Here is a 14,195-nt window from a genome sequence, read left to right as displayed (position 1 = left end):
ATCTACTTATTTTGAATCATTTATACTCATACAATGTCACACGTTGGATATCAAATTCGTCCACAGGAATCCTCAAATGTCTTCCCTGATGACTTTGATCTCCATTCATTCTGAACTTGCGAATCCATTCTCCTTTGTTTTTCTCAATCTGGTTTATCTCACCTATTCCTGCCTCAGTCCTTTCGTCCAGACTTTCAAATGTCACCACAACTCCTGTTCCGGCAACAATAAATTCATCCTCCCCCATAGAAATTATCAACCCGCCGGTTTCAGGCCACTCCGACCCATCTTTTGCAGCCGGCTTCCACAAGGGTATAATCGTGTTTAAAGTGAAACCTGTAATTTCCCATCACGAAGGAAGTATCTCTGCGTTCATTGTTGAACCAGACCCCTGCAGTTTGCTCTCCCTGCTTTTCTGCAAGGAGCGGCATCAACTGATGAAGAATATCGTAACTTTTGGTTAACGGAGCATTTGCAGGATCGGTTGTATCTTCTATGGAAAAAGGACTGAACCCCAATGCATCATGTTCTCCAAAAGCATAAAAAACACGTGCATGATTGCCTGGTTCATTTCTTATTTCAGGAATAAACAAAGGGTTATTGGGCAAGTGATAGAGATTGCACCAATGATTGAATCCCGCATCATAAATATCCAGTGCATAAACATCGATGGCAGGAGCTCCCAGTTTCCAAACATCGATAAGATGTGCCAACGGTCCGGCTGATGGATATTCGCCTGGTTTTCTTCCTCTGGAATTCAAGGCTGCATTGACATACATCGGCAAAGGATAAACGTTCTTCCCTGCCTGCGCTAACTCGCCGGCATATTTTGCAAAATGCCAGGCCATAAACAACTCATCGGCATAAAGGCTTTCGCCAAAAACGTCCTCCCAGTCACCCGCCACTTTTTCTCCATTGGAATTCCACATCTCAGATAAATGGTCCTGTGTTTCTTTGCTATCCTCTTTCAGCAGGCCGATAATTTGTTGAGGAACCTCCTGATTAAAAACTTTGTTTGCTTCAGAATGATAATCGCGGGCCTGGGGAATCATTCCTATTTCATTTTCCACCTGCACCATGATCACGGTGTTCTGGTCGCTGTCCTTTTCTTTTAAAAACTCCATCAGCTTCACAAAAGCTTCTTTGTCAGCTTCCAGATTATTTCGGGAGAATGGCGTCAGAATTTCCAAAGGTTTACCCTCTTTGGTTTTACTCCTGGGAAATCGCTTCCAATCTTTTTTGACCCACAAAGGAGCGTAACAGGACATACTGTTTTTCCAACTTCCAAACCATAGCAAAACAAGTTTAGTATCATACTTTCGGGCCTGATTGATCAATTGATCCACCGAAGAAAAATCAAATTCTCCTTCCACAGGCTCCACCAGTTCCCAATAGACGGGTGCCAGAACTGTATTGAGCTTCATTGCATTCAAGTCAGGCCATATCTTAGCCATAAACTCCGGATCGGACGCGCTGGAATTACCCAGCTCACCGCCCAACATAAGCCAGGGAGCATCATCCACCATCAGTTGAGTCGTCTCCCCACTGAAAGCCAGGTAAGGTATTTTGTCTTTTTGTGCTACCATGACAGATGGCGCCATCAACAACAAAATCACAAAACCTGTAAAAAAACGTTTAAACATAACTTAATCTTTAATCGTATAACTTGCAAAAAACATCTTCCACCTCATTCATTTACCCGGTAACATCCTAAAATACAATAAATAAAAGGATTAATGATAAACAAACGGACTTTCCTCCGGACCCAGATAGGAGGGCTTCAACCCACCGGAATCAATCACAATCTTCTGCAATCCCAGGCCGGGATCAACCATATAAAATTTCAGAATATGATTGCCGGATTGATTTATTTTATGCTTTGATGAACGAATATTTACATTGTTTGCAACCCAACTTTGCCAGTCGGCATGAGTTTCATCTTCATGGATATTAACCATTACAGGCTCCTCCCCTTCAAAGCCGACTGCATATCTGAATCCTTCACCACCTGTGTAATTCAGTGTCGGTGCAAAATGGGCGTAAACAGTTACCTCCCCGGTATCCGTAAAATGAACAGGATAATCGATGGACATCTCATCTCCGGGGGCCCTGGACTCTGCCGTTACCGGAGAAACGGTAACAGAAGATCCGGTACGCCCGAGATCAGGGATAACCCGCCACTCCAGTCCATCAACTTGGTTTTTATCTGAAAAATGTTCCGCCTCAATGGAAATGAAACCGTTGGTTTCCACAAAGCCCTGAATCATCTGTAATTCATCGGGGGCAAACTTTCGTGCTTTCACCAATACATCAACAGAATCATCTCTTCCCTGAATGGTCAAAATCCCCTGGTTAACTCCGGGAACCATCTTTTTCCAATCAACCGAAATCCTAATTCTTTTCTGCGTATCTATCTGCCCCTCCAAGCTCTCAGGAACAATCCAGGAATCAGAGACTTCCAGTTCATATGCTACCGGAATTGTTCCTCTGTTAAAAACCTCCACATATCCGGATTGTTTCCCTATTTCATAAAAGACAGGCATTTCCAAAGTTTGAGAAACATCCGGCCCCCATTCTTCAGAACCTTCTACTGCCACACCCAACTCACCTGAACTCTTATTCTCTATTCGTTGAGTTTCGGGGATATTGTTCTGTTCGGGCTGTTGCCAATAAGTATATCCGATATGGGTTTGCGACATCATGTGGTTCCATTTTCCATCCGCCATTTCCGTATGATAATAGTCGGCCATTTCCTGATCTTTTTGAAAAAGATATTCCACACTGTCGGCCATTACATTTGTCAGCACACGATTCTGACCGGCATACAATCGGTTCTTTGCTGTCACATAATACAATCGGTTGAGATTTGCACAAGCCTCTACCGGAAACAACACCAGTTGATAGAAAGCATCTTTCTGCTCTTCAGCCAAATCATTGTAAAGTACACGTGCATTACGGGCAAGGTCATCGTATTCGGTCACCACCCGTTCAAATTCATTGTAATATGTAAGACTATATGTATCAGGTGATATAAGCTCAGGTTTCCGTCTGCCGTTAAATTTGGTGTATTGTCTCAAATAATGAGCTATTTCTTCGGCATGTTCGGCGCCAAACTGCTGGGCTGCCCAATATCCAGGATAAGCATCCAACTCTTCAGTACCCATTGCATCAGGATTCCATGCCAGGTTCAGAAAAAACTGAATCGGTAATTCCATAGGTTTCAGATCGCCAACATTCACCACCCACAGTTGATCAATTCCATGTGCATAGGAAAGTTTCATTTGTTCCCAAACCCGGGGAAGAGGACTGGTATTTAACCATTTGTAATTCCGGGGGCCACCCACATAATCGAAATGATAATACATACCAGAGCCTCCGATTCTTTGACGCTCCTCCTCTCCTGGCATGCGTCGCACGTTGCCCCAGTTATCATCGCAGTAGAGCAGAGTGATATCTTCATCCACCCGCATTCCCATGTCATAATAATCCTGAACTTCCTTGTACAGAGCCCACACTTGTGGAGTTTGGCTGGCAGGCTTTTCAGTCTCTTCTGCAATAATTCTGCGCTGATTATCAATAATCTCAGACAAAAGTTCAATGTTTCGGTTGGTACTCATGGGCTCATCGCCGTCACCGCGCATTCCCACTGTAACAAGACTTTCATTATCACCCATACGATCTATCCCCACACGCCAGAATTCCTTCAATTTGTCTGCATTTCGATTATAATCCCAGGACCCTTCACCATATCTATCCCATTCCACATGTGCCCGCATCATGGGTTCATGGTGAGATGTACTAATTACCACCCCATACTCATCGGCAAGTTCTGCATTTTGAGGATCGTCATCATAAAAAGCCTTTCCCCACATGGCGGGCCACAGGAAGTTACCCTTCATACGAAGAATCAGTTCAAAAACTTTATCATAAAACTGTGCGTTAAAATCTCCAAAATTTTCCCTCACCCAGTTTCCCAGTGCAGGCTCCTCATCATTGAGAAAAATACCCCGATACTTCACTTTGGGACTCTCAGAAACATAGCGTCCACCTTTAACAAAAAGCTGATTTTTTTTCTTTACCGGAACATCGGCCCACCAATACCATGGAGAAACACCCATCTGCTGCGACAGATCAAACATTCCATAAATGGTTCCGCGTTTATCACTTCCTGCAATTACAAGAGCAGACTGAACACCCTCGACAGGTGTTTTAACAGTGGTAACCACAGTTGCTTCCCACATCCCTTTCACATCATCCACAGAAACAACTCCGTTTTCTGCTAATTGCTGAACGACAGGGCTTTTATCAATTGTTCCAATAATTATCAAATGTTCAGCCCCGGGAATGGTATCGCTGATAACCAGTCGAGGCTCAACGCCTGATACTTTTAGAATATCTTTTTGCAAAAGTTTAGCAACTCTTTTTACACCTGCCTCATCAGAATTGGCCACGTATAAGACGGCGGCATCACCGTTTTCAAAAAGAGGAAAGCCTCTCTCCGGTTTAGATTGAGTAGTATAATCAAGATAGTTAAGGACTCTGTTTGCGGGTTGCTGAGCATTTGATCCACTATGAAGAAGAAAAAAAAGAAGGAAGGAAAAAAGAAGACTTGTAATTTTCATAACAATGTTTTTTAACTTTCTTTTTTGAGATAATAAGACTGTTTGGATTGGCAATCAATCAGCAACCATTCCTCAATGATAAATCCCCAAAATTCAAATGTGTTTAAAATAATAGATTGGTCACACATGAAAGTGCAACCAATCTATTGATACTATCTAAGAAGCTTTATCCAAGATAACTTGCTTAAAAAAACAGGATAAAACTTGCATGATTATTTAATTTAAAAATAGAATTTCAGAACACTCATTAATTATACCCCGGATTCTGATAAGCAGCTTTCTCAGCCTCGTCCATCTCCATAGCATCTAATTGCCCCTGGGGTATTGGACGCAGATAATGGAAGTCCTGAATTTCACGTGTAAACAAGTCGGGTTCATTACCTTGTTCATCCAATGATGCTGAACCAATGCTATATTCAGATGAAAGCTCACGCCACATTTGAGTACGCACCAAATCATACCAGCGGTACCCTTCACCGTAATATTCGCGAGAACGCTCGGCAAGAATATACTCAACGTCAACGTCAGCAGGAGTCGCATCCATCATTTCCTGACTAAAATCCTCATTTTTCGGAGCATTTCCATTGTTATCCCATCTCCAATTTCCGGCGCGACCACGAATCACATTGATAAGATCTCTCGCAGTCATTCCTGCAGTAGTGGCAGCACCTTTCACCGCAGCTTCGGCAGCAATAAAGTAGAATTCAGAGAATTTAGCGATATTAAAGGGTCTGGTACTTCCGGCGTTGGGTTGACCAAGACCTCCATTATTATCGGTACGGTAAACACCAAGTTTCCAAAGGCCGGGATATCTTAAACGGCTAATACCGCTTGGAGGAATCACATAATCTGCTCTACCTGGAATCACGCCGGCACCAATATCACTTTTATATGGATCGTTGGAATAATCCACCTCCACAGCAGGTTCATCCTCAAGGAAGGTAAGAATTGGTTCCCCCGGAGCGACGGTCATATTGTTTGCATTGTAAACAACATCCAGATCAGTTCCACCTTTTGGCCAGTTGGCACGATAAACCGTAGTAAATGTTCCATCGAAACGGGAATCCAGTGTTTTCTCGGCAAAAGTCTCGGTTACAACTTCAATTGTGGGACACATTCTTGTCCATGGACGGCCCAAGGGCTGTGCCGCTTCACGCAATACCGGGCTTACCCGCTCGTTCCAATTAGGATCAGCACCACTTTTTGTATTAATATAGTTCCATGTCATGAACCAAACAGCAAAGTTGGCAGGAGCACTTCCTCCATTATATGTAAGACTGGATCCATTATAGTATTCACTATCCTCAGTATGATCAGCATACAGCAAAATTTCACTATTCCGGTCATTCTGAGCCAGATTCACATCATAAAAAGTAGGCTGAAGACCATAAGGGCCGGGATTTTCAATGGCAAAAGTTGCTACATCATACGCCTGTTGAAAATACCATTGAGCATCATGTCCGTCAGGATCATTTCTGTCTGTTTCAGGATAGGTAGGAATGTTTTTAGGATTCTCTAACCACCAGCCATAAGTCAGGTATGCTTTAGAAAGGAAAAGACGGGCCACAGTCTTGGTTACCCCACCTGTCACTCTCTGATCGACCGGAAGATTCTCCACAGCAGTTAAAAGATCAGGAAAAATAACCTTAGAATACACCTCAGAAACAGTATTCCTTTTAGAATATCTGGAAGTTGAAGTATTAAAAGCCAATTCTCCTGCACCCAAATCCAATGGTACACCACCAAAAGTTTGAACAAGCATAAAATAATTAAATGCTCTGAAGAAACGAGCCTCAGCAACCAGTGCATCAGAAATAGATCCTACTTCTTCTGCATTTTCAATAATACCATTGGCAGTATTGATACTTGTGAAGGCATTGCCCCAAAGTACATCAGCACGGCTACTGGTTGAAGTAAGAGATCCGGCTCCTGAAAGATCCATATCTTTAAAGTTACCATCGGCACTTTGAGCATAAGTCACTTCATCGGTTCCAGTCAAACAGGCATTGTAAAAATAGCCTTGTCCATACACATATCTAAGTTGGGCATACAGAGCAGTAATACCACTTTCCACACCTCTCTCCGTTTTAAAGAAAGATGGCTCATAAATGCTTCGGGGTTTTTCCTCCAGAACATCAGAACATCCCATTAGAAGAAATGCAAAAAACGCAGTCCCCAAAAGACCTTTTATAAACTTATATTTCATTGTAATTATATTTTAGAATGTCAGATTAATACCAAATAAGAAGTTTCTTGTAGAGGGTGTGTTGGTACCAATTGTAAGCAGTCGTTCCTGCATTTGATCAGTAACCGCCACATTCTCATCTGCATAAGAGTTTGTTTCAGGATCCATGCCTGACTCATCATAATATGGTGAGAAGAGCACAAAAGGATTCTGAACAGTAAAATATACTCTCAGATTGTTCAGACCAGTTCTATCCAGCCATCCGTCACGATCGAAGTTATATCCCAAAGTCATTGCACGCACTTTAAGATAAGAAGCATTAAAATAACCAAGGGTATTACCGTATTTAGGGTTATCACCACTGGTAAGCCCACCTGGTTTAGGATAACGGGCGCCGGTATTTTGGGGAGTCCAATAATCGACATCCACATTTCCCCTGCGACCACTCAACATATTAAGGTAACCATTGGCAGAATAGAGAGTACTAATAAGAGTTCCTCCGTTTTGGAAGGCCCCGATAGCTGTAAAATCAAAGTTTTTGTAGGCAACTCTTGTGTTAAATCCTCCCTGGAAGTTTGGATCAACTTCAATAATCTGGCGATCATCAGAGCCAATACGGCGAACGGGAGTTCCATCTTCATTATACTCCCCATCATATTTTACTTTAATCATGCCCGCATTTCCACCGGGCTCCAGTATATCGAGATAGGGATCATCCTCCTGCCAAAGTCCGATACGCTCATAATCATAAATAACATTAATGGGATGTCCTACAAACCACCAGTTACTTTCATCGATCTCACGACCTGATGATAGAGCTACGAGTTCGTTATTGTTAGAATAAAGGTTTATTCCGGCTTCCCATGTCCAACCGTTCCTGTCATCAATAATTACCCCGTTAAGAGATACCTCAAAACCTTTATTCCGGGTTTCTCCCACATTTGCCATGTAACTGCCAACACCTGAAGTACCCGGCATATTTACACTCAACAACAGGTCTTTAGTATTTTGAACATAATACTCAAAACTACCGGAGAGACGATGCCTTAACAGAGAAAAATCGATACCATAGTTCCAGGTCTCGGAAAATTCCCAGCCCAGCTCATCGTTAGGCAATTCGCTAACATACATGCCGGTAGCATACTCACTTCCAAAATTGTAAGGACGCATATTTAAGCGGCCAAGTGTTTTATATGGATCCACAGCCTGGTTAGAAGTTTGTCCATATCCAACACGAAGCTTCAGACGGTTAACAAAATCAACATTATCCATAAAGGACTCTTCAGATATATTCCAACCGGCAGAAACTGCAGGATAAGAGTGCCATTTTTTCCCTTCAGCCAAACGGGAAGAAGCATCAGACCTAAATGTGGCCATCAACATATACTTACTTTGGAAGGAATACATCACACGTCCCATCCATGACATCAAACCACTAACGCTATAATCCTGATTGTCCGGATTAATAGTTTTCTCCCCCTGAGCATGTCCAAGGTTGTAAAATTGAAATTTATCCGAAGGAATATCTTTAGCAGACATATGTGATCTGTTGTAGCGTGTTTCCTCTGCTGAGTATAGTGCGACAACATTCAGATTATGCTTCCCGTTAAAAGTGCGATCATAGGTAAGCAAATTCTCAATAGCCCAATTAGTGGTCAACGAATTAGCTACCATTGCTGTTGACTCAGTCGTTGGATTGGAACTAAATACTCCCTCACCGGTATATTCACCCTCATTCTTTGTACGGAAGTTTAATCCGAGGTTCGCTCTGTACTTCAACCCTTCAATCCCGGGAATACCAACCTCTGCAAACAGGGTATTGTAAGAACCAAAAGCTTTGTCCTGATCAATCCAGGCATCACCAAGGTCATTCACAACATCCTCGGTATAAACCCACTGCTCATCAAGTGGCATATTAACGGTTCTTTTGGTGGTCCCATCCTCGTTGAACGGATCTGCAATCGGTGACATACTCAATACACCATAGAGCCCCATGTTATTGCCATTAGAAACTGAGTAGTTATTATTCGAGGTAAACCCAACACGAACATAATCACCTATTTCCTGATCAAGAGTGCCTCTAAAGGATATCCTTTCATAATTCTGACCGGGAATAACAGCTTCATCCTTGTAATACCCAACTCCAAAGTTGTAACTGGCCTTATCTGCCCCCCCTGAAACACTTAGGTCATGACTTGTGACCATGGCAGAAGAATAAAACAAATCCTGCCAGTTTGTATTCACATCATCAAATTCGTCAACGGTATTTGTAAATTGCCCGGCTGCCTGGCGTAAAGCCACAAAGTCAGGGCCATCCATCATTGGATATTCGGCAAAAAGACTCTTGACACCATAATAACCATGATAGTTAACTGTGGCAGTTTGACCTTTTTGGCCTTTCTCTGTAGTAATCAGGATAACACCATTTGCTCCTCTGGAACCATAGATAGCAGTCGAGGAAGCATCCTTCAGAATGTCAATGCTTTTGATATCATTGGGATTGATGTCCCCAATAGAACCCGCAAAAGGAATACCATCCAGCACCACCAACGGATCATTGCTGGCATTGAGAGAACGAGTTCCCCGGATTCTGATTTGCATCTCGGATCCTGGTTTGGTGGAAGTTCTGCTCATCTGAACCCCGGCAACCCTGCCCTGAAGTGCTTCTGACACATTGGAGGAAGGAACCTCACTCAATTCATCGCCCCTCATTGAAGCCACAGAACCCGTAACCGCCTCCTGACGCTGTGTACCGTAACCGACAACCACAACCTCATCCAGAGACATTAGTTCCTCCTGAAGTACTACATCAATAGTTTGGCGCCCCTCAACAGGAATGATTTCAGACTGAAATCCGATAAAGTTAAAGACCAGACTTGCATCGGCAGGTACTTCAATAGAATAAACACCATCCACATTGGTAATGGTTCCTGTAGTAGTACCCTGTACAATAATGTTAACCCCGGGTAAAGGTCCCCCTGCGGGATCTGTTACTGTACCTGTCACTTTCACCTCCTGGGAGAGAGCGACAAAAGATACCGATAGAAAAAGAAACAATGCGAGCATCATTCCCTTTTTAAAAACACTAGTTTTTCTCATGGAAATAAAATTTGTTGATTAGTAGATTAAAATTTTGACAATTAATTAATAACTATTTTGAGACGTATTATGAATTTTTGAGAAATCGGACTTATTAATAAATCATTTATATATGAATAATCATGCTAAGACATTTTACACTTCTTCAAGCATCCATCAATAAAAACGATCTTCTAAACATTCCTAAACAAAGATTCATCAAAAAATTGTAAAATTCCTTGCACGAAGTTAACAGTATGTAGTAAGCCCTGGGAGGAGAAAATTATTTTTAAGGCGTACTTTTATTCCAAAAGGTAAAATTTTAAGCACAAAATGGTGGATATTTTTAAAACCCCCTTCTTTATTGACTGATTTCTGTTAAAAAGTTTTAACAAAAACGAAAGCCAATACAATACACTTCAATATATTTTAAAACAATTCTTAAATCTCAAACAATTTCCGGAAGAAGGATTAGCCAGTAGATCGGCACACGAAAAAAAGGCCTGCCGGAAAAGTCCGACAGGCCTTCGCTTAAAAAGAACCTAAAGAATCATCAAAATCTATTCTTCCAATTCACCGGTAAAATCCTCACTTACATCACGTCCGGCAAGGCCGTCGGCAAAATACTTGTAAGCAACTTTACGCTCGTAATCGGCATCCCACAAACAGGGAGCATCGTCGGGCAACCAATTTTCATGCTCCGCAGGGGCATCGCTGATTCCCCAAACGGTGATTCCATACTGCTGAGCCTCCGGGATAATCTCACGATATTTATCGGCCACAAACTGATACATTTCAGCCTGCTGCTCAAACTGCTCTGCAGAAGGAGCGTCCGTTAATACCTGAACGTCAAGTTCGGAAACTTTGATCATTTTTCCGGTAGCTGCCAACAATTCAAACATTTGTACAATATTGTCCTTATTGGTATTGATACTGATGTGCATCTGAGTGCCTATGCCATCAACGGTAGCACCCTGGTTCTCGATGTATTCCACATAATCGATCAAACCTTCACATTTGGCAATGCTGCTTTCCAAACCATAATCGTTAATGAAAAGAATATCACCCTGGTTGCCATGCTCACGTGCCAGGTTAAATGCGGTAACTGCAAAGTCTTTACCCAGATACTTTTGCCAATAGAATTCATCACTGGCAGGATCAGAAACATTTCCATCACGCAGAGTTCCGTCATTGTTCATGGGCTCGTTTACCACATCCCAGGCAGTAATGTCGTTCTTGTAATGACTGACCATTTGGGTAATAAAATCCTCCATGGCAGCACCAATCAACTGAGCTTTTTCTTCATCGGTTTTTTCGATGTAAGTCGGTGCTTTGGCTACTTTCAGTTCAGGGGCTCCGGACGGAGCTTGCGGTGCTTTACCCAGCACAACATTATCAATATGAAATGTTGCCGCTGTTGCACCGAAATCAAAAACAAACTTATTTTTATCTGCTGTAGAAGGGGTAGCCGTAAATTCTACAGGTGTCCATGTTGTTCCAACAGAGAGACCGCCGTAGTAGTCACCGCCATAATCAGGATTTTGCAATTGAACCTGAATTGTGGTAGCAACCGAAGATTTGATCATAAATGAAACACTATAATCAACTCCCTCTTCCAGCGGTTGATCGAAGGTATAAACCTGTTGTGCACTATAGGAATCCGCAGCTGTAGGATTGGTCAACACCATCGAATAACCGGTGTCTCCATACCCCTCTCCCTCGGCAGAAACAGCCCTGGTCGATTCATTTCCCCATCCGTTCCATGGGTCTAATGTTCCATTTTCGAAATCTCCGTTAGAGATCATATTAACAACAGTTGGTTCGGCATCCAGATCCACCACTTTAATAGTATTCACATCAATGTAGTACGTAACATCGGGGACTGATCCCAGATCAAAAGACAAAGAAAATCCTGTAGAACCTTCGGCAAACTCGCTCACCGAATATTGGACCTGCTGCCAGGTGGAAGTTGTTTCAAAAGCCTCCGTTCCAGAACCTGTTCCCATCCAGTCGATCCAGGGATATTCATTTGCTGCACCTGGCATGGAGATACGTCCGGCCCCGGGCTGATCACTCTTGATAAAGAAAGTTACCTGATATTCATGGCCTGCAATCACGGGAACCTCAGGACTTACAATCTGTAAGTCCCAGTAATTAGCTGAACTGGAAGAAGCAATCAGTTTCATTGCATCTGTTCCGGCACCCATTCCTGCACCTCCTTCAATGGTAATACCATCACCCTGGTTATTACGAGCCCAGCCGGTAAAGCTACCATCTTCCAAACCTGAAATATCTAACAGATTGCTACCTGCCGGTTCCGGTATAACTTCAGGAGCAATGAGCCCATTGAGATAGCTGGCATCCTGATTCTGGTGCCAAACCAATGTGTGTCCAAACACGCTTAAACCGGCATTTTTGGCTTTCTCAACAAAAGCATCAGCGGTAGTAAAATCAATGGTACCGTCACTCTGAACCATGGGGCCATGCTTCATAATATAACCGGCCACCACTTCATCAAAATTCTGATGAACCACGCTGTCCATCAGCCCGGGCTCCATATATAGCCCCACACCTACACCTACACCGAGTTTAAAATCGGTGTAAGTATTGAGTGCATCATACCGTGAAATTTTCTCCTCCATTTTCAACGGAATCTCGGCAACCGTGATTTCAGAAGCAGGGTCTCTCTCTTCCCACTCCATCATCTGATCGTCACAGGAGGTAGCAAATAGTGCTGCCAATGCCACCACCGGGATAAACTTTTTATATTTCATAATCGTCATTTCTTAATTTATGAGACAAAATGCATTACTATTCCACCACTTCTTCAGTCTGCTCTCCTCCTTCAGGGAAGTCAGTATAAGTGGGTTTCTCCAGAGAAACCACTCTCCAGTTGTCCGTATAAACATCCACTGATGTTTCCGAAGACGGGAACTCCGTCGCATCTGAATCATTTCCGGTAATATCGGACAGCGCAAAGTCGGTATTCTCAAAGTAGATTCCGAAATTCTTGTAGCTGGACTCTTCACGAGCCACTAATACATCCTCGAAGGTATATTCCTCGTCGGTTCCTGAGAATGCATAGAAGTCACTGAAAGGAACAGTAACTGTTATCCAGCCATCGGTTTCAAAAGGCACAATCTCGCCATCTTCCACCCAGGGAACATAGTTGTATGCATCACCAGCCCATTCACCACCGTTAAAGCTGTTGTGAAGACAGAGCTTTAAGAAACCTGACTCACTCCACGCTTCCGGCACGAAAATGTCGAACTGGAACGCCACCTGGTTTACCGGAGTATTTGCAGGGATGTACGGAGTAAGCTGACCTCTCCAGTCATCCACATCGTTTCCGGCCGTCCACACCTCCGTATTTCGACTGCTATTGATTGGGAAAGAAGCAATACGATCGGGACGATGAGGAACATAAGTGCCCTGAGAAAGATTTCCCTGACCAATAACTTCAGATTTCAAATCCTCATCATTAATCATGCTACCATCCTCAGACCAGCTCCAAAATCCCTGTTGTCCGTTTCCATCGAAATCAAGAATAACACCTTCTTTAAAATTAAAGTAGGCAGGAGAATAGGCGCCACCATTTGATCCTTCTACAAAGATGGAACCACCTTCGGTAAGACCATCAGGAACAGTCACAATAGCATACTCCCCTTCTTCATCAGAAGTAATTCCCTCTGTAACTTCCACATCTCCGGGGAAAACAACTTTATGAATCTCGGTAAGTCCACTACCATAAATTACAATGGACTCACCGGCCTGAGGTAAGGTGTGTGAGATTCTGGAAACAACAGGAGAGGAGGCACGAATATCGAAATCATAAACAAGTTCAGTTCCTGTTTTCACAAAACGTATGGTATTTCTCACCTCTTCCTCTGCTTCAATAATAGGGGTCTCTCCACTTAACTGGATGAGCATATTGTTGTCGCTCACGTAAACCGGATTAAAATAGGTATTGTACCCATTTACGAACACCCTACGGACTCCGTTAAAACCGGAACCTTCAATACGCAGCACCTGCCCAAGCCGGGCAAAATCGACCTGACGGTCAGGCACATCTGAATCAACATCCTGAAGGTAAACTGCTTTTACCGAGATGGGGGTACTATCTGCCGGATTGTCATCATCTTCACATCCAAAGAATGCAAATGAAGAGATCAGAAATCCCAGCAAGAGCCATATATTAATTGTTTTTTTCATGTGATTATAATTTATTTGTTATGGTCACATGGAACTTGCATGCAGAATAAACATAAATAGATTTGTAATTTCCCTGCCATGCTCGTTTCATATTCTGT

General features: G+C 42.9%; 7 protein-coding genes. All 7 read right to left on the bottom strand.

What is annotated here, in order from left to right; translation table 11 throughout:
• Positions 1–16 precede the first annotated feature (16 nt).
• The 7 genes from BY457_RS19125 to BY457_RS00715 all read right to left on the bottom strand — a co-directional run bounded on the left by BY457_RS19125 (position 17) and on the right by BY457_RS00715 (position 14,097).
• Positions 17–259, bottom strand: coding sequence for a DUF5597 domain-containing protein (locus tag BY457_RS19125; RefSeq protein WP_258176477.1), 243 nt, complete (start codon positions 257–259; stop codon positions 17–19).
• Between the two features lie 10 nt (positions 260–269).
• Positions 270–1,643: a GH35 family beta-galactosidase gene (locus tag BY457_RS00740; RefSeq protein WP_219885117.1), complete on the bottom strand. Its 1,374-nt coding sequence runs from the start codon at positions 1,641–1,643 to the stop codon at positions 270–272.
• A gap of 90 nt (positions 1,644–1,733) precedes the next feature.
• Complete coding sequence (locus tag BY457_RS00735) at positions 1,734–4,622, bottom strand: glycosyl hydrolase 115 family protein (RefSeq protein ID WP_106151429.1); 2,889 nt, start codon at positions 4,620–4,622, stop codon at positions 1,734–1,736.
• Between the two features lie 247 nt (positions 4,623–4,869).
• The gene (locus BY457_RS00730; RefSeq protein WP_106151428.1) at positions 4,870–6,828 is read right to left on the bottom strand and encodes a RagB/SusD family nutrient uptake outer membrane protein; all 1,959 of its coding nucleotides are present in this window, start codon (positions 6,826–6,828) and stop codon (positions 4,870–4,872) included.
• A gap of 12 nt (positions 6,829–6,840) precedes the next feature.
• Positions 6,841–9,906 carry a SusC/RagA family TonB-linked outer membrane protein gene (locus BY457_RS00725; protein ID WP_258176476.1) on the bottom strand — a complete coding sequence of 1,022 codons (3,066 nt, stop codon included), beginning with the start codon at positions 9,904–9,906 and terminating at the stop codon, positions 6,841–6,843.
• A 539-nt stretch (positions 9,907–10,445) separates the two neighbouring features.
• Complete coding sequence (locus tag BY457_RS00720; protein WP_106151426.1) at positions 10,446–12,659, bottom strand: endo-1,4-beta-xylanase; 2,214 nt, start codon at positions 12,657–12,659, stop codon at positions 10,446–10,448.
• 37 nt (positions 12,660–12,696) lie between these two features.
• A complete protein-coding gene (locus BY457_RS00715) occupies positions 12,697–14,097 on the bottom strand; it encodes a glycan-binding surface protein (protein ID WP_106151425.1) in 1,401 nt (466 codons plus the stop codon).
• Positions 14,098–14,195: the final 98 nt, after the last annotated feature.

This window comes from Marinilabilia salmonicolor (assembly GCF_003003035.1).
GTDB lineage: Bacteria > Bacteroidota > Bacteroidia > Bacteroidales > Marinilabiliaceae > Marinilabilia > Marinilabilia salmonicolor_A.
This window is presented reverse-complemented; position numbering and strand designations above follow the sequence as displayed.

Coding starts and splice junctions, on each gene's coding strand:
- BY457_RS00740 (WP_219885117.1), bottom strand. CDS start 1,643: ATGTTTAAACGTTTTTTTACAGGTTTTGTGATTTTGTTGTTGATGGCG.
- BY457_RS00735 (WP_106151429.1), bottom strand. CDS start 4,622: ATGAAAATTACAAGTCTTCTTTTTTCCTTCCTTCTTTTTTTTCTTCTT.
- BY457_RS00730 (WP_106151428.1), bottom strand. CDS start 6,828: ATGAAATATAAGTTTATAAAAGGTCTTTTGGGGACTGCGTTTTTTGCA.
- BY457_RS00725 (WP_258176476.1), bottom strand. CDS start 9,906: ATGAGAAAAACTAGTGTTTTTAAAAAGGGAATGATGCTCGCATTGTTT.
- BY457_RS00720 (WP_106151426.1), bottom strand. CDS start 12,659: ATGAAATATAAAAAGTTTATCCCGGTGGTGGCATTGGCAGCACTATTT.
- BY457_RS00715 (WP_106151425.1), bottom strand. CDS start 14,097: ATGAAAAAAACAATTAATATATGGCTCTTGCTGGGATTTCTGATCTCT.